This is a genomic window from Candidatus Cloacimonas sp., from assembly GCA_035403355.1.
In the GTDB taxonomy this organism is placed as follows: domain Bacteria; phylum Cloacimonadota; class Cloacimonadia; order Cloacimonadales; family Cloacimonadaceae; genus Cloacimonas.
This window is the reverse complement of sequence record DAONFA010000005.1, coordinates 5,284-28,252: the sequence shown is the minus strand read 5'-3', so window position 1 is coordinate 28,252 and position 22,969 is coordinate 5,284. Positions and strand designations below refer to the sequence as shown.

Here is a 22,969-nt window from a genome sequence, read left to right as displayed (position 1 = left end):
TTAAAGAAATGACCAGACAACAAGCATTTATGATTCTTTAACCGCAAACGGCAAAAACATTTACGCTGAAGAGCAGAAATAGAAACGCTTATTTTTAGGGTTAAGTATTACCAACGGCAGTGTTTTTATTTGTTGCTGCCTTTAGCTTCTATTCTTCTCTGCAGATTTCCCTTGACTTTATATCCCTGTTTAGATAGATTATCTTATAAGAAATAAACCTGTATGGAGGTATAAAATGTTTCTATCCGGTGCACAACTGAAAGAGGTTTTCCTCAAAGCCAAAAAACAGCGTTTTGGTATTATTGCATCCAATGTTGTTTTTGACACTCAAATCAGAGCTCTTGTTCAGGGCTATGCTGCTGTCAATTCAGATGGCTTAATTCAAATGAGTACCGGTGCCTGTAAATATGCGGCAGGCACTTCTCAGGATTTGCAAATTGGAGCCAAAATGATTTCCACGATGGTGAAGACCTTTTCCGGGCAATTTCCCAAATGTGGAATTGGGCTTCATATTGATCATGCCACCCCTAACTATTTTGATTTTATTAAGTTCTGTATTGAAAATGACCTTGTTTCTTCCGTGATGGTAGATGCTTCAGCAGAAAAACTGGAAGATAATATCAGGATTACTAAAGAGGTTGTGGATTTGGCGCATAAATATAATATTCTGGTGGAAGGTGAAATTGGTCATATCAAGGGTGCTGAAGATGAAATTGTTTCGGAAGATGAACTCTATACTAAACCCGAAGAAGCACTGGAATTTGTAATCAAGACCGGTGTAGACCTCTTTGCTGCTTCCGTAGGCACAAATCATGGCGTTACCAAAGGTGAAAATGTTGTCCTGCACTTGGATTTGATTAAGGAAATTGATAACCTGCTGATAAAAAATGGTGTGGAAAGAGGATTGGTTTTACATGGCGCTTCCGGCTTAACTGACTGGCAACAACAAACGGCTATTGCCAACGGGGTAGTAAAAATCAATAAAGATACTCACTACCAGATGGATATGGCTTCTGCTATTCAGGAATATTGGGAAAAAGAAAAATATGCCATTGTCTGCCCTCCCGATGTTGACCCCGCTAACTATATACCTAATAAAAGCAAGTTTGATCCCCGTAAATGGCTAAGTAAAGGTGAAGAAAAAATGCAGAAGACCATTATGGGTTTCTGCAAAATGTCCGGTAGCGCAGAAAATAGTATTTTGCTATAACTGATTATGATCAAAATAAGCAATAATTGGAATTCTGATTCCACTCTCTGTTTGTTTCAGGGTGATTGCCTGGAATTGCTTGATTCTATACCGGATTCAGTTATTCAGTTAGTTGTAACTTCACCACCCTATAACATTGGAAAGAAATATGAAAAGCGTAAACCTTTAAATCAGTATCTTGAATGGCAAAAGAAAGTTATTACAGAATGCTTTAGAGTGCTAAAAACAAGCGGCAGTATTTGTTGGCAGGTAGGAAATTATATAGATAACGGAGAAATTGTCCCTTTGGATATTGTGTTGTATCCTTTTTTTGAGGAATTGGGTTTAAAACTGCGCAATAGAATAATCTGGCATTTCGGGCATGGTTTGCATTCTTCCAAAAGGTTTTCCGGACGCTATGAGGTAATTCTCTGGTTCACTAAAAGCGATGCATATACTTTTAATTTAGACCCTGTGCGCATTCCGCAAAAGTATCCTGAGAAACGCTATTTTAAGGGAAATAAAAAAGGTGAATTATCCTGCAATCCTTTAGGTAAAAACCCTTCCGATGTTTGGGATATTCCCAATGTTAAAGCAAATCATATAGAAAAGACAATTCACCCTGCTCAATTTCCTGTAGAATTGGTAGAACGCCTGATTTTATCTATGACTAATGAAAATGATTGGACTTTAGACCCTTTTATGGGAACAGGAACAACTCAAATTGCTTCGCTTATGCATAACCGAAAAAGCTGTGGAGCAGAAATTCTGGATGAATATTATGAAATTACTTTGCAAAGAATTAATAGGGCTTTTTCCGGTGACCTGAAAATACGCCCTATGGAAAGACCGATTTTTAATCCGGATCATCCTGAAGATATAAAACCGGTTGCGGTAAATTTAAACCAGATAAAAGAAAATCAATCGGAACTTGATTTGGTTTGGGGTAATGAAAAATGAATATAATTTATGAATACTCACATCTTGGTGGCGTGGAAATATTGATAGTGAAATATCCTGAAATCCTGAAAGTGATAAAGAAAGTGATTGAAGACATCGCACCACATAAAACTAAGATTAGTAAAGAAAAAACAATGAGAGGTAAATCCCTTGTCGCCCCTAAAGACCTTAATATACAATTCAAAGAAAAATTTGAGAATTTGGGGTTTAAAGAACTAAGAGACACTTTTAATATTGAATTACCGAATTATAAAACGAAAATAATCGGCTCTTACAAGCAAATTGATTTCTGTCTGGGAAAAGTTCTTATTGAGGTTCAGTTTGGCAAGTATCCTTTTATGTTTTATGACCTTGCCAAGTTTCAATATTTCTACAACGAAAATAAAGCTGATGTAGGAATAGAAATCGTTCCCTGCTATCAATTGCATAAATCAATGTCCACAGGGGTATCTTATGGAGAACAACTGATTAACGATATTGAAAGGTTAAAAAGGCACTTTCCGGCAGTTCCGGTAGCAATCTATCTAATTGATATATAACTACTTATAAGGAGATAAATTATGACAAATGTAGCAATTAACGGTTTTGGACGCATTGGGCGTCTGGTCTTAAGAGTGATTTTAAATAGCCATCCCGAACTGAATGTTGTTGCTATAAACGATCTTACGGATGCTAAAACACTGGCACATCTATTTAAATATGACAGTGTGCATAAGATTTTTCCCGGCAATGTTTCCAGCGAAGAGAATTATTTGGTGGTGAATGGAAAGAAGTTCAGGATTTTTGCAGAAAAAGACCCTGAAGTTCTTCCCTGGAAGGATTTGGGAGTGGAATTTGTAATTGAATCTACCGGTATCTTCACTTCCCGAGAAAAGGCCTCCAAACATTTAAAAGCAGGCGCTAAAAAGGTTATTTTAACGGCTCCGGCAAAAGATGAAATTGATGCTACAATCGTGATGGGAGTAAATCATACTACTTTGAAGGCAGAACATTCAATCGTTTCCAATGCTTCCTGCACTACAAACTGCCTGGCTCCGATAGCAAAAGTTTTGCAGGATAAATTTGGCATCCTGAATGGCTTAATGACTACTATTCATAGCTATACAAACGACCAGAGAATTTTAGACCTGCCCCACAGTGATTTGCGTAGAGCCAGGGCTGCCGCAATGAGTATGATTCCAACTTCCACTGGAGCAGCCAAAGCTATCGGTTTGGTTATTCCTGAACTGAAAGGCAAACTGGATGGAGTAGCAATTAGAGTTCCTACCCCGGATGGTTCTTTAGTTGATTTATGCGTCAACCTGGAAGTGGAAGTGACTAAAGAAGAAGTAAATGCGGCAATGAAAGAAGCAGCGGAAACCTACCTGAAGGGTTATTTAATGTACACGGAAGAGCCAATTGTGTCTATTGATGTGGTAGGAAATAGCTATTCCTCTATCTATGATGCTTTGATAACTTATACCAAAGGTAAAATGGTGAAGGTCTTCAGCTGGTATGATAACGAATATGGCTATTCCAACAGGGTAGTTGATTTGCTGGAATATATGCGGATGCTGTAAAGGAGTTTTTAGCGCGGATTTCTGCGATTTTTTACCAAGAGAAAGAGAAATAAACGAAAGAAAGTTAGTGTAACTGGAGGATGCCGTTCCTCTGCATAAAAAGTTAAGCGATGGCAAGCTCCGGTTACACTGGCTTCTCCGTCCGCACATAGAACTTGACAAAACCCCTTCCTTTTAAAATTTATTCCCGATATGCGTTGGGGCTATAGCTCAGTTGGTAGAGCGAATGGTTCGCAATCATTAGGTCAGGGGTTCGAATCCCCTTAGCTCCACCATTACTTATATTTAAAGTTACCCTCTGTTAACAAATTTACCTCTTTGTTTACAAAATCCACTCATTCCTTACATCCTGAAATCCGCGTTGCTAAAATCAAAACAGTGCTCTCTGCAGAAAAACATCTCCTTTTTTAGATTGACAGATTTTCCCTTTTTACCCTATAGGAACTGATTAAAAAATAAAAGGATACTCAAACTGATGGCACGGCTTTTTGCTAAGGACTATCATAACAAATCTACCAGCTGGTATTTCAATCAGGCAGTTATTGTGCTGGAGAAAGATGATTTATGGTTTTGGAAAACCCGTAATGAAGATGGCAACTATCAACTTCGCTTTTTTCCGGCTCCTTCCAAACAGGAATATTTTGCCGAATATGTAGATATTGTTTTTAATCCGGAAACCGAACTGATTGTTTCTCATAGCTGTTCTCAGTGTCATACGGATGAATCCTGTCGTCATTATCTTTCCATTTTGCGTTATGCTTATCTTAATTTAAGCACCCGCATTTTTGAGGAAGAGGTAGTTGAGACCTGTGACGGGAATGCGCTAAGTGGCAATGAATTATGGCTTAATATTGCCCGCAATGCAGTTCTTTATATAGAGGGAATTTATAACCCCGAAAGTGATAAAATCCGTTTTTATCATCAAGACCTTGCTCCTCTTGAGCCGGTTTTAATGGGTAAACTATACTCCCGGGAAGAAATAACCGATATTCCTCAACGCCAGCTGGAAGATTACACTGCCAATTTGGGTGCTTTTAGTGATGCAGACCTTCATCTTTTTTCCTTTCTAAACCAAAACCGCTGTGCCTATAGTCACAAAAACAAGTTCTGGTCAATTTACAAAAGTGATTTTGCCAAAGCCCTTTTAATTATGCAAAATTGTCATACCCGTTTGGTAATTAAAGAAACGGGAGAAGAGCTTGTTTTTCAGCCCCAGCCCTATCCTCTTTCCTTAAGAATTGAGCCAGCTGGAACAAAGAATTATGCGTTACGGGCTGTTATTATAGATGAACTCTCCGTTTGGTTTGCGGGAAATCCTACCTGGTTATTTTTCCGGAATCAGGTGTATAAAATCAACCTGCATTGCCGTAAAGAAGTGATAGATAATATTTTTAGCAGCGGAGAGGTTTTAACTGCCAGAGATTTAGTTTATTATCGTTGCCTGGTGCATCGTGAACTGAATGAACAAGGCATTTATCTTGATTTTGAGGAGAGCATTGTGCTTCCGGAAATTATTGATGAAGCACCTGTTAAGCGTTTGCATATCAAGAAATTGGGCGATAAAATACTAATTGGTGGTTACCTTGTTTTTTCACAGGAAAGGGAAATTCCTCTTTCCGTTTTGCGTTTTGGTAAGCCCCTTGTTTTTTCTCAATACACTTCTCCTTCTAAAGAAGGTGCTGCCTGGTTTCATCTAACTCCGGAGCTTTTTGCCAAAATGCAGGAACTGCTGAATAAACTTCCTGAACCGGAAATGAACCGTCTGGAACAATATGCCGAACTGGTTTTTAGCGGTGAAGAAAGAATTGAACTATTGAGGACTGCTATTTTTGAACTTAGTGACCAGGATTGGGATATTCAAATTGACCCGGAACTGAGAAATTATTTTGTAGCTAAAATTCCTTTACAGGTGGAACTTATTGCTCGTCACGAAGAAGATATTGACTGGTTTACTTATGAGGTTCGTTACAACTATCGGGATTTGAGTTTCACCCATGAAGAATTGAAACGGTTTTTCCGCAGTAAAGAGGAATTTTTACAGACCGCGGATGGACGCCTGGTATTTATCAGCAACCCGCAGGTTTTTTATGAAGTGGAAGAACTTCTTTCCCGCAGCGAGCACAAAACTGATCAAATTTATCGTTCACGAATGATGAATCTGCCCTATTATCTTAAATTACGGGAAGCCAATCCTGCCTTTAGAATGCAGGGAGATGAATGGTTGGAAGGGCTTTATGAAGCATTACTGAAAAGGCATTTGGAGGGCACTGAAACCTTGCCTTTGTATTTGCAAACCGTTCTAAGGGGTTATCAAAAAGCCGGTGTTGCCTGGATTAAGATGTTGGCTCATTATCACTTAAATGGTATTCTTGCCGATGAAATGGGTTTGGGAAAAACCATTCAAGCGCTTTCTGCAATTACATCTACAGCAGCAGGACAGGTCTCACTGGTAATTTGCCCCAAAACATTACTTTACAATTGGGCTGCTGAAATTGACAAGTTTCACACCAATATCCCTTTTGCCATTGTGGATGGAAATAAGACAACCCGGATGGAAATTCTCTCCAATCCGAATGTTCGGCTCTTTATTATGAGCTATTCTATGGTTTTGGGAGATGTTGCTTTTCTGAAAAATATGGAATTTGAATGGGTTGTTCTGGATGAAGCCCAAAACATTAAAAATGTTTCGGCTCAACGCACTTCCGCTATTAAAAAACTGAAAAGCAAACACCGTTTGGCTTTAACAGGAACACCTGTGGAAAATAATCTTACCGAATTGTGGTCTATCCTGGATTTTCTGAACCCCGGCTATTTGGGAACTCTGAATAAATTTAAACAGAACTATTTACCTGCCGAAGGGGAAACGGTTGCCCGACTATCCTTATCCCGAATGGTTGCCCCTTTCATGCTGCGTAGAATTAAAAAAGAAGTGCTTTTGGAACTTCCGGATAAACAAGAACAAATTTCCTGGTGCAAACTTAATCCTCTGCAGGAAAAACTTTACCTGCAAATTTTGGATATGGTGCAGAAAAAACTGTTGCCTGAGGGACCGGAAATGCCAAACTACATTCATATTTTAGCAGCACTTACAAAACTTAGGCAGGTTTGTAATCACCCTCATCTTGCCAATGGTGATATTTTACCTGAACCGGAGGCATCTTCCAAACTGGAACAACTTTTGGAACTGGTTACAGAAGCTACTAATGCAGGACATAAGGTTTTGATTTTCAGTCAGTTTGTTCAAATGCTGTCTATTATTAGGAAAGTTTTGGATGCCTGGTCTATGCCCTATTGCTATCTGGATGGTCAAACCAAGGATAGAATTACTCCTATAAAGAACTTTGAAACCAATCCCGAGATTAAACTCTTTTTGATTTCTTTAAAAACAGGTGGAACGGGACTAAATTTAACTGCTGCCGATACTGTTATTTTGTATGACCCCTGGTGGAATCCAATGGTGGAAAATCAGGCAATTGATAGAACTCACAGAATTGGGCAAACACATAAGGTTCAAGTTTTCCGTCTCATTACGAAAGGCACTGTAGAAGAGAAAATCCTGCAACTGCAACAAAATAAACGAGAGCTTTTTGAAACCGTTATTGAAGGTGGACAAAATGTGCTGAAAACAATGACCAGGGAAGATATAAAATCTCTTTTCAGTTATTCAGAATGAAGAAAGAATTTTAAAGCGAGATAGCGAGATGGCGAGATGGAAAATAGCGAGATAGCAACTTCGCAGAGAATTTTTGTTTTAACTCTAAACCGAGCTTCAGCTTTGTCAGTATCGGACAAAGGATAAATTTTCTGTTGCTTCTGCAGATAGTTGCAACCACAAAAAGAATCGGTTTAAAGTCAAAACAAACAAGAACCTGTTTTTTTGTGCTATGCAGCTGATGAGATTCCTGTATCATTCCCATATTGCGATACGGGAAAGATACGAGAGTTATATTGGAGGGTTATTGAAAAAATATCGGGATTTCTTTGGGAACGATAGATATCTGCTATTTTCTAATTGTATTTGACAGAAAGAGGCAGGAAAAAAAAGTTGCATAAAATTAGGAAGGAGATGTGTCCGAGTTGGCTGAAGGAGCACGATTGGAAATCGTGTAAACGTGTGAGCGTTTCTAGGGTTCGAATCCCTACATCTCCGCCATTTTTTGAACTTTAGTGGCTTTTCTAAAGGTGTTTGCCAAAAGGAAAGTTAGATGCTGCCATTCATTTTTTAATTTTCTTATCTGAGTTGCAGAATTTTGATTTGGCAAAGAAGGGATATTTATATATATTATCATTGAAATCTGTCAAAGCAGAATTGGAAAGCAGGTTCAATGGTTTGCCGAAGCGCAATTCGGATAACCAATAAAGGAGTTTTGCTATTATGAAATCTAACAAGACCGTTCTGTGGGGCTGTTTAATCTTTGTAGTTGCCTTCATCGCTACTTTTATCCTTGGTTTTATTGTCACTTTTGGGGTGAATGGAACCAAAGTTGCCAAAATCCCATCCGATGCGTGGTTATATGTAAATCCTAATGCTGCGCTGGCAGATTATAACGAGATGGAGGAATTGCGCTTTGTAAATGTTTCAGCTCCCGGTGTTCAGGAAATTTGTGATAAAATAAAAGCTGCCGCTACAGATGACCGGATAAAAGGGATGCTTATTGAGCCCCGAATGGTGATGACCAATTATCCTTCTCTGGCAGAAATGACTTTAGCCATAAAAACTTTCCAAAAAAGCGGCAAGCCCGTGATTGCTTTCGGGGATAACTTCACGCAAGGGGACTATTTACTTGCCTCCAGTGCTTCCAAAATTTATATGGAACCCTCTGCTTCTGCAGGTTTGGCGCTTCAGGGTGTATCTGCTAATATGCTTTTCTATAAAGAGATGCTGGATAAATTAGGCATTAAAATGCATATTTTACAATCGGGGGCATATAAAGGAGCAGGAGAGCCCTATTCGCAAACAGAACTTAGTAAAGGCACCAGAGAAAACATTGATGCTGCCTTACAAGATATTTATAATCAATTGCTTGCAGTTGTTGCCCAAAACCGAAAATTAGAAACCGCAAAAGTAAAAGCTATTTTTGAAATGCGGGAGGACTTTATGCTCAGCGCTGAGAAAGCTAAGGAATTACAGCTGATAGATTATGCTATGGGGCGTGATGAAATGCTGAGCAGTTTGGGCTTGGAAGAGGATAAATTAGTAAAAATAGCTAATTATTTGCCTGCTGCCAGCAAGAACAAAGGCGATAAAATAGCTGTTGTTTATTTGAATGGAAATATAACTCCTGTTTCGGGTTATGATTTTAGCAATCAAAGTGTGATCAGCGAAGCAAAAGTGAAGAAGATTATTAAGCAGATTCACCGGCATAAAGATATTAAAGCAGTGGTCTTAAGAATAAATAGTCCCGGTGGTTCCGCTTTGGAATCCGAGCTTATTTATCAGCAATTACTTAAGCTGAAAAGGGAGTATCCTTTGGTGATTTCAATGGGAGGAACAGCTGCTTCCGGTGGTTATTATATTTCCTGCGCCGGGGACTATATGATTGCAGACCCGGGAACTTTAACCGGCTCCATTGGTGTAATTGGTCTAATTCCAGAAATGACAGGATTGGGGAATAAAATTGGAATTCACTCGCAGACCTTAAAATATGGAAAATTTGCCGGTGGCTTAAGCCCTTTGGAGCATTACGATCCGGCTATTATAGAATCTCTGAAACGCAATTCCACAGCTACCTACAATGAATTTAAGCAGAGAGTGATGACGGCGCGAAAAATTGCCCCCGCAAATATTGAGGCAGTTGCCGAAGGACGCGTTTTCAGTGCTGAAGATGCTCTTGCCAATAAACTGATAGATGAAATTGGAACTTTGGATAAGGCAATTGCCAAAGCTGCTTCTTTGGCTAAGGCAACTGAATATTCTGCCGTCAATTTCCCGGTTAAGGAAAGTTTTTGGCAGACCCTGAAGGAATCTGATCTGATGAATGTGAAAACACATTGGCAAAACGATGCCACTCCTGCAGACCGTCTGGAACAATATTTAAGGCAAATTCCAGCCACGGGTGAATTGCTGTATTTAATGCCTTATACTTTGGACTAAAATGAAAAAGGATTCCTTTAACACAGAAATAATCGTAAATGTCCACCCCCTGGAAAAGCGGGTGGCAGTTTTGGAAGATAACCGCTTAGTAGAACTCTTTGTGGAGCGCCGGGAGCAACAAAACATAGTTGGCAATATCTATAAAGGTATTGTGAAGGATGTTTTGCCCGGAATGGGTGCTGCCTTTATTGAAATTGGACTGGAGCGAACCGCTTTTTTACATTACAGTGACATTGTGATGGATTTCCTGGATATTTATGAAAATGCTTCACCCCGCACGAAAGTTAACCCTGAGGACTCCTCACAAATAGATAAACTCTTAAAACCAGGGCAGGAAATTATCGTTCAAGTTCATAAAGGACCCATTGGAACAAAGGGTGCACGCTTAACTGGTCAGATTTCCATTCCGGGAAAGTTCCTTGTGCTTTTTCCCAATAAGGATAAAATAGCCATTTCCCGCAAAATATATGTTCAGGCAGAACGCAATCGCATACGCAATATTCTTTCCGGGATTAAAGATCCCGGATTCGGTTTAATTGTAAGAACTGAAGCCGAGGGCTGTGAAGAAGAAGATTTCCGGGCAGAATATAAGGCACTGTTGAAAACCTGGCGGTTGATAGATAAACAAATTAAATATGCCAAAGCACCGGTTTGCGTGTTTGAAGAAAACGCTCTGGAAAATTATCTGATTAGGGATCTGTTTGGGGAGAATGTTGACCGCCTGGTTATTGATGACAAGAATTTTGCCAAACGCATTATTTCCCAATTGGCTGATAGTTCTCCCGAACTGGTTAGCAATATAGAAATTTACCGCGAGGATTCCCCCATTTTTGATGCCTGGGGAATTGAAAAGAAAATTGAAACTGTCTTGCATAGCCGAATTTATCTTCCCAGTGGAGGTAATATCAGAATTGAACAGACAGAAGCTCTTGTAGCCGTAGATGTGAATACCGGAAGTTTTACCGGCAAAACAAATTACGATGAAACAGTGCGAAAAACAAATCTGGAAGCGGCTGCAGAAATAGCTCGTCAAATTCGTCTGCGTGACCTTTCCGGGGTAATTATAGTTGATTTTATTGATATGACGGAAGAAAAACATAAAACCGAAGTGCTGGAAATGCTGAAAAAAGGATTGCGCCGTGACCGTGCCAAAAATAAGGTCTATTCGTTTACGGAGCTTGGGCTTGTGGAAGTTACCCGTAAAAGAATGCGGAACACTTTAATCTCCAATTTTTCCGATCCCTGCCCTTTCTGCAACGGCAGCGGACGCATTTTAAGCAAGGATACGGTTATTATGCGTATTTACAGGTGGCTGAATCGCAGCGATTATTTTATTAAGGATAAGACCTTGCGCATTGCTGTTAGTCCTGAGTTATTAAATCATATCAATCAACATAACGAGGATTTTACTAACTACAAAGATCAAATTGAATTTACCTCCGATCCTGCTATCCGGATTGACCAGTTTAAGGTATATCTTTTACCCGGAATGGAAGATATAACATCCAAGTTTTCGTAATGTAAGCAGGACGCAAAAGACCCAAAATTGGCAACATAGAAATAGCGGATGATAGGGTTTTATGCGGATTTTTTACAACGAGAAAAGAAACTAATATTACGCACATAACGCAGACATTATGTAAAAATCTGCTTAAACAGCGGGCAATTTATCTTCTTGCTTCGGGTTAGCAAATTTCTTTTTCAGGCAGGGCTACCCAGCTACCCTGTAGCCGGAGCTCGCTGAAGCTCCGCTTTTTTTATAATTAAATTTCTTTTTCAGGCAGGGCTGCCCAGCTACCCTGTAGCCGGAGCTCGCTGAAGCTCCGCTTTTTTTATAATTAAATTTCTTTTTCAGGCAGGGCTGCCAAGCTGGCGGAAAAGTTCCTCAACGCTCATCAGTTCTATGCCCATATTATCAATCTGGGTAAGGAATTTTTGCAAGGCATTCAGCTTCTCGCGATTATGGCAATGAGTAATAATTACCACCGGCTCTTTTCTGCCTTTGTATTTTGCTAAACCTTCAATTTTGCTTATAATTGTAGCATCGCTATTATCCGGGACATCCAGAAAGATATCTCTTTTGGCTATTTTAAGCCCCAGGTTCTTTGCTGCCGTAAAAGCTGCACTTTTATTGATAGTAGCGCTATCCAGGAAATACAAACCCAGCTCATCCAATTCTTCCAATACAATGTTCATTGCAGGAAGATCGGAAGTTACCTCACTGCCCATGTGATTATTGGCGGCAACGGCATTGGGAATTTGGGCGTAAAAATCCTGTAATAAACTGGAGATTTCATATTTATCCATTCCCGTTTTCAGAAATCTTTTGCCGGGATTGGCGTTATGGTCAATTGCCTGCATCGGAATATGAATTAAAACATTGTGCTGTGTTTTCTCAGCCAGGCGGGCAACTGTTTGCGTGTAAGGCAAATCCGGTAAAATAGCAAAAGAGATTTTAGCCGGCAGGGCAGAAAAATCATCCAGCAGTTGACCTGCATTTTGGCCGAAATCATCAATGATAATTACTATCGGAGGCATCACATCATTTTCAGACCAGGTATATTGATAGGATTCAATAGCAGCCATATTCGGAGCGGAAATCGCTTTACTTTCTTTTTTCTCTTCCGTCTTTTCCATTTGTTCGGGTTCCACTTTTGCTTCCGGAATTGCCGGTTCAGTTTTTTTACCGCAGCCGCAGAGAAGCAGGTTTAGCAGCAATAATAAGCTCAGGACTGTTTTTTCCATACTATTTTATCTCCTGTTTTGATACCTGATTTCTTTACTATTCCGGCATTAACTTCCAGCACATATTGATGGGGATTGCGAGGTGTAATTCTCTCTTCGCTAAAAGGAACTGCATTTTCATAAATATCGTTAATAGTGCCATCGGTAGCTATAAACAGCATATCCAAAGGCAGATATGTATCCTGCATCCAAAAATCATAGATATCCGGATATTCAAAAATAAACAGCATTGCCTCATTATCAGCCATTTTTTCGCGATATTTTAAACCCTGCATCAGTTCTTCTTCCTTTTCGGCAATTTCTATAGCAAAAGTAGCTTTTTTAAGACCTTCAGGAGAAATTATATCCAAAGTTCCCTCCTGCCGAAATTCATATTTGGGTGCCGGCTCGGGAGTTGGGGAAGCGGTTTTTTTACAGCTGAACAAAAAACAGATTCCAATAAGCCCTAAAACGAGAAAATGTTTCTTTAGCATTGATAGCTTTCTTATTTGGCAAGCAGCATTTTACGGGTTTGTTGATTATCAGGAGTAAATAAACGAGAGAAATATACTCCGGAGCTAACTTCTTTACCGGCATCATCTAAGCCGTTCCAAACGCAACTGTGTTTTCCGGAAGCCAAAACGCCTGAAACCAGATGACGCACAAGCTGCCCCTTAAGATTATAAATATTGAGCGAGACGGGAGTGTTATTTTTTGCCAGCGTAAAATATAAGGTTGTTTCCGGATTGAAGGGATTGGGACTATTGGGCAAAAGAGAAGTTACTGTTTCAGGGGCATCCGGATCGTTTATGCTATTACTGATACTGATAAATTGGGTGCCCGGAACTCCATTTACCGTATAATAGAGAGTAAAATCCTCAGGGTTAGCTGCCAGGGTAATAGACAGCGATTGCTGGTCAATATTATATCCGGCAAAACCGTAAGAACCGTTCTCATTATTTATTGCCTGCACAAAGGGCTGATTGGCGTAAATTCCCTGATGATTAACCTGATTGATAGAATTGGGTGCTACAGAAACAGTTAAGGACTTCAAGTCATCAATATTGCTGAAATTCAGGTATAGGTTATCACTGTAGCTGGCAGTTAAAACAGGAACCGGAACTTCTTCAGGAATTCCTGATTGAATTGGTAGAAGATAATCCCCTACGGAAATATATTTGCATAGCAGATAGCTGTCAAAAGCATCAATTATGCCGTTACCATCTACATCGGCATTAGTAATCCGATATGCTTCCCATGGTCTTACATCAATTTCCGGAATAGGATCAAGACCAATAGCATACTCATTGATAAAGGCAATATCCTGCAAATTGATAATACCGTCGGAAGTTACATCTCCATAAAGAGGAATATTATTATTAATACCGGTTATCCTAACATCGTCAATATAGATACCATCAGCGGTTTGACTATAATCGGTCTTTATCCTGAAACGCAGGTATAACTGATTTCCAGCATAGGCAGCAAGGGAGTAAGTTTTAGGTGTCCAACTGCCTATAGTTCCCGTATAACTATCTAAAGCAATCCAGGTGTTACCATTAGCAGATGCCTCCAAATACACAAAATCATAGCTTTCCTCCAACGCATATTTACACCTGAAAGATAAAAAGGGATTAACTACCTGGGCAAAAGACAGCGGAGTATTAATAGTAACACTGCGATTTTGGGAATTGCCATAATTGCCGGAAGGAGAATCGGTTAATACATTGGAACCCTCGTAACTTACAATTCCCCAAGTTCCTGTAGCAGTCCAGTTTCCGAGTCCGTTTTCAAAATTATCCTGGAAGAGAGGATTCTGAATAGTAAAGATATTGCGTTGGCAATTATGCCTTATCTGGACAGGATAAGTGCCGGTAGAATTATCCAAGGCAGCAATACAAATTTGATAATCACCTTCATAAACAGTTAAGGAAAATAATCCTTCCGCATCTGTTTGAACAGAAATTTGGGGATTGCTGTTCAGAGTTACGCTTGCTCCAGATAATGCATTTCCTGCCGGAGTGCGAACCTGTCCCTCAAAAGTTGTCAGCAGAGCTGATTGTAAAGTAAAGTTTTGGCTATAGGAACCGGTTGGAGGAACTGTAATATTCACTGTTTGAGGTATATAGCCATCAGCGGAAGCAGTTATTTGATAAGTTCCCGGAAGCAATAAACGATGATAGTCACCTGCTGGCAGGTCGGTATGTTCCAGTTTGGAATTTCCTGCTACAGTAATTGTAGCGGCAATGGGAGTTCCAGAAGAGTTGGTAACAATTCCTTTAACTCCGTTTTGGGCAAATTCAATATATTTTAACATAGATTCTTCGTTATCAGCCCAATAAGAATCCAAATTAGAAGCAGGAGGCCATTTATCATTGCCAATTTCGGCAGTTAGTTCAATACAATCGGTATAATAATAATTCCAGTCCTGCATACTGCCCGTAATAACATACCAGGCAGCTCCATTAGTAATTCCTTGCGGAAATTCTGTGCTGTTGAACAGCGGAGAATTTTCCCGGGAATAGGTTAAAGCCATTTCTATGAGCAAATCATTATCCGGGGCTAAGGTATAAGTGTAATCCCAGGGATAGTTTATCACCAGCGAACCGCCATGAAAGTTAATAGCCAAATCAAAATCGTGAGCATTACTGAAATCCATAACGGCAATTGTTTCCACAGCCCAGGGTTCGGAATCGGGATGTTGATTTCCTGTAGGCATAGGAAAATTACGGTTCAAATCTATTCCATTGGCATTATAACGAACTCCTGCAGTATAACCATCCGGATTAAGCATCGGATTTATCCAAATTTCCGTGTTATCCACAAGATTCGTTATCCGCGGGTCTATTCCATACTGAGTTGTAAGTAATTGAATTAAACGGATAAGCATATCGTAGCCGACAACTTCATCTCCATGGATACTGCTGAGGTATTTAAGCTCCGGCTCGTTTTCTTCCACATTTACATTATCACTTATTTTCAGCATTAATAAAGGTCTGTTTTGAACACTGGTGCCAAATTGAACCAGTTGACAGATATCGGGATATTGAGCTGCCGTTAGTTGCATAAAATTCTGGTATTGAGTTAAAGTGTAATAACTTCTATCATCTTTAGTCCCTTCAGCCAGAGAAGCAAAATATGCTTCCGCGGTATTGGGCAAAAGCTCTGTTAATAGCCCTACGCTGTGTATTTTATCCCTTTCTTCATCGTTACGCACTTCTATGTGAATAATTCCTGTTTGCAGGTTTACATAATCAATGCTGACCTTTAGTTCATTCAGCTTTTTAAGGTCTTTTTCTATGTTCCAGCTTTGAATGCGTAAAGGATAAGCAAAAACAGCTGTAGCTATAGTCAGCAGGCATAAAGTAAAAAGGATGCGTTTCATTATTTTAATCCTTGTTGTTCTTATTGTTTTTTCTGCGTCAGCGGAAATCCATTCCTAATTGATAAGCATATCTTATACCATTTTTTATCAGTTAAGAAGAAAAGCCAGGCAAACAATGTCACATAACTGTTTAAGCTTAATGCTGCTTCATTCCTGATCTGACATAGTTCACTTGCAGTTATTGCATTGTGCCTGGCAAAGTTCAACGATTTTATTTCCTTTATTCTGTCAATCAAAAACGCAATTTCAGAGTGGTGGATAAACGCCAGTCCGCCGCTTCAGAACATTGTTTAAGAAAGCTGCAGAATTTGTGAGAGTTGAATTTGGCAAAAGTGAAAGAATCTATCTCCGTAAAATCATCAATAAAAGGAGAAAGCTTAAATTCCAGCAGGGAATCGTTATTAAAAAGGCAGGCGGAAATAAAGTCAATTCTCAATTCCTGCCAGGTTCCCCAGGAATATTTAGGAGCAAGAGACCAATAAAAAGTTCTAATATCGTGGCGGAAATCAATATTAGCTGTCCAGCGTCTGTTTTTGGTTTGTAATTCATAAAAGTTCTGCTTTTCTTGAGCATACTGATTTTCTTCGTAAGCGAAACCAAGATCAAGCATAAAGGCATTATCAGGACTGTTCCGAAAAGGCAGTTTCAGCCATTGGGTATCTAAAGAACGAGCTATTAAAGGATAAGTATCAAACACCAAATCATATTGAAAGCCCAATTGCCGATATAGGGTGTTACTTTTACCCGTTTGATAAATGTAATCGCTATAATCGGCTCTTATTTGATAGTTCTGAAAAAAAGCCAGGCGGTCACCGATCAGGATTTTACATTCGGGAGATAAATTCCAGCTGCTTATTCTTTTATTATTAGCTGAAAGCAGGGAATCCAGATAGACATCTTTGCTGAACCCATAGCCGAACCAGTTTCCCAAAACTATTCTCTCGTGCAAGTAATGTTTCCAGCCCAAACGCAAATTATGAGACAAGAGGTCGTTATCCCATTGATTATTGTCTTCGGGAAATTTGATAAGCTGTAAATCTACAGCATAAGAAGCAATTAAAGAATCACCTTCACTATATTCCCAATTGATTCTACTGCCGAGATGTCTATTTTCCGTATTCCTGGTATTGAGATCATAGTAATAATCCTTAATGGCATAAGTATGGGCTAAATCATTCTGCCACAGGATACCAGGCAGAATTTGACAGTCCAGGGAAAGCTGAGCGAAATTATAGTGGTCTGTATTATTGCGGATTTCATTTTTACTGTAGCTGGTTTTCCGTTGGTTGTAATCATCCCTGAATTCCAACTGGACAAAATCGTTCGGAAAGACCTGGGCGTTTGTAGAAAAGGAAATATTATGGCGGAGCTGATTATCAGTGTGCAGATAGTTACTGCGGGTGGCATCTTGTTCGGGAGAGGTTAAAACATAGATGTCTTCATTATGGTAATTATAGTTGGCAAGGCAGTTCCAGTTTAAGTAATTACCGGAAAAGTTGTAATTTGCTCCCAAATTTGCATAGTCAAAGGATTCCCAGTTCATTTTCTTGCGTTCTGCATTGGCAGTTATTCCTCCAGCGGAATTTTGTGAAAAAGCGGAATAATGAACATTAGAGCCAAGCCAATAGCCATCACTGGAAAGCAGGTTGTTACTCACATAGCGGTCTTGCTCATTGCGTAAAATGCCTTTGCTGAAAATACCTATCTGCAAACTATCCAAAGGGGAATAAGTTAGCTGATAACCTATAGCAGCAGTTTTATTCACATAAGCCGAGGGCTCAAGATCGCTGTTATCAAAGAGGGTTATATAATTGGAGCTGAAAGTATGCAGGAAATTTCTGTGTGCCAGTTCCAAACCGACATTCAATTCAGCATTCTTGGCTTCCTGATTGAAATTCAACCGGTTCTCCGTATTGCTGATGCTGTTGATGATAAATCTTGTTCTGGAGGAAGGAGAATACATAAATTGCAAGGCATTATGGATGTTTAAAACCTGTTCACTGGAATAAACAGTCCAATCCAGACCCTTATTTTGAGCCCGTAATATTGGACTATAAAGCAGCCCAGCAATCACTAAGCAGAATAAAATCCTCTTCTGCAAGTTCTTCCCCTCGTTTTTTGAAGTTTAGTTGTGAAAGGTCTGCCAATTTTGCTGTTTTTTCCGCTCCCAAAACAGGCAGCAGATTATTCGCCAGGGTTTTTCTCCGATGGGCAAAAGCTGTTTCCAGCAGTTTATTAAACAGTTCGGGATTACCAATAACCGGTTTATTTACCCGCGGAAGCATTAAAATTACCGTAGAATTAACTTTGGGCACAGGATAAAACTTGTCTTTGCTAACCTGCAGCTTACTAAAAATATCATAAACCAAACCTAAACGGATGGTTAAAGGAGCATAATTTTTACTGCCTGGCTTAGCGCTAAGCCGTTCCGCTACTTCTTTTTGCACCATCATCACGATGCGGGAAAAGGAAGAACTGTATTTCTCCAGCAGATATAAAAGCGGACTGGTTATCTGATAGGGGATATTAGCAATCAATTTTAAGGTGCCTCCATCCTTTTGGAGATACGAAAGCCAGTCCGCTTTCAAAATATCGGTAAATTCCAGTAAGACCTTATTGCCATAGCGCTGAGTAAGGTATTTTTGCAGGCGTTTATCTAATTCAAAAGCCCGCAACTGAACATTGTATTTAATAATTTCAGTGGTTAAAATACCTTTTCCGGGTCCTATTTCCCAAACCTTATCCGAGGGTTGTAATTCGGCTAAAGCTACTATTTCCGCAGCTATTGTTTCATCAATCAGGAAATTCTGCCCCAGAGCTTTCAGGGCTTGCATCTTGTAATAAATTATGCTTTCGTTTGGATAATGATTAGCTGAACGAAAGCCACCTGCAAATTATTGTGCGCTTAATTTCTCGGCAGCTTTATCTTTACAGGTTTTGCAAACCTTATAGGTTTTTTCGCCAACCTTCACTTCATAGAGCAGTTTGATGCCTGTTTTATGACAGACGGGGCATTCACCTCTACCGTGATTGGGCAGGTTTTTTAATCCTTTACCGCGAGTATTTTTCGCCATTGTTATCTCCTTTCTATATAATCCTTATTTTAGGGACGGTTTTTGCTTATTAAGTTCCTAAATAAGCATTGTGTTGAGCCATTTTCGGATAGAGAGCTTTAAAGTCAACTCTTTTTTCCTGAAGAGGGTTATTTTATTGAACCCATTAAACCGGCTAATTTTTGTTTCGCTAACTTTTCCGCATAGCAAAAAAAGCAAGAACCGGTTGCTGGGGAGGCAAACCTTCTATCTTCTTAGCAGTTATTTGCTTCCTCATCGGCAAAAGGATTGAGCGCTTTTTTAATAACCGGTTTCTCATGCGGTATCAGGCATAGAAACTTCAGGGTCTCATTTCCGACATTTTTAAATGTATGTATCAGATTGGGATCCACGAAAATAGCGTCATCGGCACCAAAAGCCATTTCTCCTCGTTCCGTAACCAAAGCACCTTTTCCGGAAAGGCAGTAAACCTCGTGTTCCCAATTATGTTGATGGTAGGGAGTATGCCCCCCGGGTTCAATTTCAAACATTCGCATCGCAAAAGTAGGAGCACCGTCTTCTTGGGCAATCAGCCAGCGGATTTGTGCTTTTTCAGCACCTTCTACCGTTACGGGTTCCAATTCCACTTCGGTGTAATGGATAATTTTCATTGTTTCCTCCTAATCAGGATTTTATTCTGTAATAGATAAACTAAAGCGATAGGCAAGAAAGCCAAATATTTAAGCTGAATATACTGGATAGGCAGTAACCATAATGTCCTGTCCCATTTTACGGCAGCTGATTTTTTCCATCGGTATCGCTTGATTGATATTTTCAATACCCAAAGTTGGCAAAGGGCTTTTTGTCCCACCCAATATTTTGGCACCGTAGATAAAGATAAATTTATCCACCAATTTTTCTCTGATAAATGCTTCGGCAATGCCGCTACCCGTTTCCAGCAGAACACTGTAGTATTTCATTTGAGATAATAACTGCAAGACCTCGTGTAAGTTAAAATGGTTGTTCCGGCATTGCAGGGTTTCTATTTTAACCCCTTTTTGTTGCAATTCCTCAGCTTTTCGGGTTTTCAGCATTGCGGGGGAAGTAATAATCATTGCGGGAAAGGATGAGGCGATAGTTACAAATTCTGACTGCATGGGAATTTGTAGCAAGGGGTCTAAAACTATGCGCAGGGGTTGTTTGTGATTTCCCGGTAAACGCACATTCAGCAATGAATTGTCACTTAGAACAGTTTTGATGCCGGTTAAAACCACATCATTTTCACTCCGCAAGCGATGGACAAATTGGCGGGCAATATTTCCCGTTATCCAGCGTGAGGAATTATCTTCAGCGGCGTATTTACCATCCAGAGTAAGGGCAGTTTTCCAGGTTACGAAAGGTCTGTTTTTCTGCATATAACAAAGGTAATATTCCAGTTGAGTGCGGATTGCATCTTCCAGATAGCCGCAATGAACTTCAATTCCTGCCTCTTGCAACATTTGAATGCCTTTTCCTTTCACCAAAGGATTGGGATCGGAAATTCCAATGAAGACCTCTTTAATTCCTGCCTCAATGATGGCTTGGGCACAGGGTGGCGTTTTTCCATAATGGGAGCAGGGTTCCAAAGTGACAAACAAGGTTGCACCTCGGGCTTTTTTCCCGGCTTTTTTAAGTGCCTGAATTTCTGAATGGTCACTGCCATATTCCAAAGTCCAGCCCTGGCTGAGCACAGTATCATTTTTCACGATAACTGAGCCCACGAAAGGATTGGGAGAGCATTTCCCCCGTGCTTTTTCTGCAGCTCGGATTGCCATCCCCATATATTGTTTAATTCGGGCTTCAGTCATTGCAGTTTTTCCAGATTTTTGCGGGCTATTTCAAAAGTTGGGTATTTTTGCACAATTTGCTGCCAGAGGGCTTTTGCCTGTTCCGTTTTTCCGCTTCCGGCATAGGCAGCGGCAAGGTTATTCAGCACATTAGGGTCATCCGGGTGCAGGAAATTCAATTCCTCCAGCCAGAGTGTTGCCTGTTCATAATTTCCTTCCGCTAAATAGTGAGCGCTTAAATGCAGGTAGGGCTCCTTCCAAGTATTATCTAAAGCTATAGCATTAAAGAAATCCACCGCTGCTTTATCTCTTTGTTTTACCATTTGCCAGTATAAAGCGCGGTAATAATAAAGATCAGGACTATCGGGATAAATTTTCAAAGCAGCGCAAAGTAAATCCCAAACTTTTGCGTCATCCCCTTTGCCGAGGGCTTCAGCTATATCGGTATAGATTTTATTTTGTTTAAAATACGCTTGAGGATTACCGGCGATGTTTTGTCTGATTTTCCAGTTACCGTTAGTGTTGCTCAGCACCAAAGTCCAATCCTGTTTATGATTCAATTCCGCAAAAACCAGAGCCGTAATTCCATCTTCCCCCAGTCCGCTGTATAATACACTGTAGGTAGATATTTTACTTAAAAGAGAAATTGCCTTAAGCAGCTCAATATACCTTTCCGCCAAATCCTCCATCGGATTCTGATTGACAGTGAATTGGCGTAATTCATTCCATTTCATCTGAATAAGGGCTGTCATCCATTTTTCTGCATAGTCCTCGGGATCCTCATTTTTGGCAGCAGGAGTGAAAGGCAAATTTAACTTATTCAGCAGATAATCCATTGGAAAATATACCGGATATTGAAATCCACTTAACCAGGCAAGCATTTCCTGGGGATTTTCACCAGCTGCTTTTTCGGGAGTTTTATTTTGCAGGAAAGAATTTTCTTTACCTATCCAAAGGTCTATATGATGTTTAATAGCATTTTCGGCTTCGGCACGAGAATCGGCTTTAAATGCAGGAAACGGGTTTGTCTCATCTTTTTGGGGAGCGTAAGCACAAGTTTCCGGACAGCGTGTATCGCTGCGTGTCTCATTACAGCAAAGCCAGCAGATATTTTTTCTTTTCCGGGGACACATTCGCAACGCCCTTTCGGTATAACAGGATTGGCAGCGTGAACTCTTAAAAATCTTCAGCACTTAACGCCTCTCTAAAAAAGGAGGCAACTGGCGTTTGAAACTGGAATTTTCTACCATTTTCCGCACTTTGGTGATTGTTTCTTCCGGCAGTTCCGGCTTTTTTTCGCCTTCCGTTAAATATTGCAGCACACTGTCTAAAACGGGATAACTGATTCCCATCTCCAATTCGTCGCTTTGACCTGACCATAAATCAGCTGTAGGGATTTTCTGAATCACTTTTTCCGGAAGACCCAATTCCTTCGCCAGTTCCCAGACCTCGGTTTTATATAAATGGGCAATGGGCTCAAAAGCACAGGCAGCATCGCCAAACTGAGTAAAATAGCCGACTAACATTTCACTCCGATTACCAGTGCCGATTACTAAGCCATTTTTTTCCGCTGCCTGGTCATAAAGAATATTCATCCTGATGCGTGCCATCCAATTTCCTTTGCGCAAAGGAGTTGCAGTTAAAGCATATTTTGCAAAATAACTATCGGTTAAATCGTCTATCAATATGGTCTGCATAGAAATGCCCAGGTATTTTGCCACCAGAGAAGCATCCGCCCAACTATCAGGATTACTTTCCCGATAGGGCAAACAATAGGCAAAAAGATGTTCTTTGCCAATTGCCTGAACGGCTGAAGTGGCAACCACAGCAGAATCTACTCCTCCGGAAAGACCAATCACCAGGTTTGCGAATTTGCTTTTTCGGCAATAATCCCGAATGAAATTGGTTATTCTCTCTTTTTCCTGTTGCATATTTAGCATAGCATAATCTTCCTTCCGTTTACTATAAACATTATCCGTCTCTAATACTTGGTTCTTTTCGTCAAGCGAATTCTGCTGAACAGGAGTATTACAAACAGCAAACAGTAACCGTTGGGAGGTTCTGACTTACAATTTTCGCCTGCCTTCAAGGTAACCGGGGGTAGGTTTTGACTTACAATTTTCACCTGCCTTCAAAGTAACCGGAGGTAGGTTTTGACTTACAATTTTCACCTGCCTTCAAAGTAACCGGAGGTAGGTTT

General features: G+C 40.1%; 17 protein-coding genes, 2 tRNA genes and 1 other RNA gene. 9 read left to right on the top strand and 11 right to left on the bottom strand.

The window, feature by feature from the left end; all coding sequences use genetic code 11:
• Window positions 1-235: 235 nt before the first annotated feature.
• From PLE33_02675 to PLE33_02635, 9 genes are all read left to right on the top strand, one after another.
• Entirely contained in the window at window positions 236-1,210 is a 975-nt protein-coding gene (locus PLE33_02675) for a class II fructose-bisphosphate aldolase (GenBank protein HPS60148.1), read from the top strand.
• A 6-nt stretch (window positions 1,211-1,216) separates the two neighbouring features.
• Window positions 1,217-2,149 carry a site-specific DNA-methyltransferase gene (locus PLE33_02670; protein ID HPS60147.1) on the top strand — a complete coding sequence of 311 codons (933 nt, stop codon included), beginning with the start codon at window positions 1,217-1,219 and terminating at the stop codon, window positions 2,147-2,149.
• On the top strand, window positions 2,146-2,688 hold the full coding sequence (locus PLE33_02665) for a BglII/BstYI family type II restriction endonuclease (protein ID HPS60146.1): 543 nt from the start codon (window positions 2,146-2,148) through the stop codon (window positions 2,686-2,688). The genes PLE33_02670 and PLE33_02665 overlap by 4 nt, the downstream gene beginning before the upstream one ends.
• A gap of 21 nt (window positions 2,689-2,709) precedes the next feature.
• Window positions 2,710-3,708, top strand: a complete 999-nt coding sequence (gap, locus tag PLE33_02660; GenBank protein ID HPS60145.1) for a type I glyceraldehyde-3-phosphate dehydrogenase — start codon at window positions 2,710-2,712, stop codon at window positions 3,706-3,708.
• A gap of 199 nt (window positions 3,709-3,907) precedes the next feature.
• Window positions 3,908-3,983: transfer RNA gene (locus PLE33_02655), tRNA-Ala, on the top strand.
• Between the two features lie 200 nt (window positions 3,984-4,183).
• On the top strand, window positions 4,184-7,381 hold the full coding sequence (locus PLE33_02650) for a DEAD/DEAH box helicase (protein ID HPS60144.1): 3,198 nt from the start codon (window positions 4,184-4,186) through the stop codon (window positions 7,379-7,381).
• 389 nt (window positions 7,382-7,770) lie between these two features.
• A tRNA-Ser gene (locus tag PLE33_02645) sits at window positions 7,771-7,861 on the top strand.
• Window positions 7,862-8,083: 222 nt separating this feature from the next.
• Window positions 8,084-9,802 carry a signal peptide peptidase SppA gene (gene sppA / locus PLE33_02640; protein ID HPS60143.1) on the top strand — a complete coding sequence of 573 codons (1,719 nt, stop codon included), beginning with the start codon at window positions 8,084-8,086 and terminating at the stop codon, window positions 9,800-9,802.
• Between the two features lies 1 nt (window position 9,803).
• Window positions 9,804-11,321: an Rne/Rng family ribonuclease gene (locus tag PLE33_02635; GenBank protein ID HPS60142.1), complete on the top strand. Its 1,518-nt coding sequence runs from the start codon at window positions 9,804-9,806 to the stop codon at window positions 11,319-11,321.
• Between the two features lie 332 nt (window positions 11,322-11,653).
• Here PLE33_02635 and PLE33_02630 read toward each other — a convergent pair whose 3' ends face one another.
• The 11 genes from PLE33_02630 to PLE33_02580 form a co-directional block, all read right to left on the bottom strand.
• Window positions 11,654-12,547, bottom strand: a complete 894-nt coding sequence (locus PLE33_02630) for a divergent polysaccharide deacetylase family protein (protein ID HPS60141.1) — start codon at window positions 12,545-12,547, stop codon at window positions 11,654-11,656.
• Complete coding sequence (locus PLE33_02625) at window positions 12,529-13,020, bottom strand: DUF192 domain-containing protein (protein HPS60140.1); 492 nt, start codon at window positions 13,018-13,020, stop codon at window positions 12,529-12,531. The genes PLE33_02630 and PLE33_02625 overlap by 19 nt, the downstream gene beginning before the upstream one ends.
• A gap of 11 nt (window positions 13,021-13,031) precedes the next feature.
• The gene (locus PLE33_02620; GenBank protein ID HPS60139.1) at window positions 13,032-15,911 is read right to left on the bottom strand and encodes a M14 family zinc carboxypeptidase; all 2,880 of its coding nucleotides are present in this window, start codon (window positions 15,909-15,911) and stop codon (window positions 13,032-13,034) included.
• Between the two features lie 99 nt (window positions 15,912-16,010).
• An RNA gene (gene ffs, locus PLE33_02615) (signal recognition particle sRNA small type) lies at window positions 16,011-16,109 on the bottom strand.
• Between the two features lie 34 nt (window positions 16,110-16,143).
• Window positions 16,144-17,985: a hypothetical protein gene (locus PLE33_02610; GenBank protein HPS60138.1), complete on the bottom strand. Its 1,842-nt coding sequence runs from the start codon at window positions 17,983-17,985 to the stop codon at window positions 16,144-16,146.
• A complete protein-coding gene (gene rsmA, locus PLE33_02605) occupies window positions 17,963-18,745 on the bottom strand; it encodes a 16S rRNA (adenine(1518)-N(6)/adenine(1519)-N(6))-dimethyltransferase RsmA (protein ID HPS60137.1) in 783 nt (260 codons plus the stop codon). Before rsmA ends, PLE33_02610 begins: the two co-directional genes overlap by 23 nt.
• 60 nt (window positions 18,746-18,805) lie before the next feature.
• Entirely contained in the window at window positions 18,806-18,985 is a 180-nt protein-coding gene (locus PLE33_02600) for a hypothetical protein (protein ID HPS60136.1), read from the bottom strand.
• A 233-nt stretch (window positions 18,986-19,218) separates the two neighbouring features.
• A complete protein-coding gene (locus tag PLE33_02595) occupies window positions 19,219-19,614 on the bottom strand; it encodes a cupin domain-containing protein (GenBank protein ID HPS60135.1) in 396 nt (131 codons plus the stop codon).
• A 69-nt stretch (window positions 19,615-19,683) separates the two neighbouring features.
• On the bottom strand, window positions 19,684-20,790 hold the full coding sequence (ribD, locus tag PLE33_02590) for a bifunctional diaminohydroxyphosphoribosylaminopyrimidine deaminase/5-amino-6-(5-phosphoribosylamino)uracil reductase RibD (GenBank protein ID HPS60134.1): 1,107 nt from the start codon (window positions 20,788-20,790) through the stop codon (window positions 19,684-19,686).
• Window positions 20,787-21,962, bottom strand: coding sequence for a hypothetical protein (locus tag PLE33_02585; protein HPS60133.1), 1,176 nt, complete (start codon window positions 21,960-21,962; stop codon window positions 20,787-20,789). The genes ribD and PLE33_02585 overlap by 4 nt, the downstream gene beginning before the upstream one ends.
• Window positions 21,963-22,709, bottom strand: a complete 747-nt coding sequence (locus PLE33_02580; GenBank protein ID HPS60132.1) for an NAD+ synthase — start codon at window positions 22,707-22,709, stop codon at window positions 21,963-21,965. It abuts the gene before it with no gap.
• Window positions 22,710-22,969: the final 260 nt, after the last annotated feature.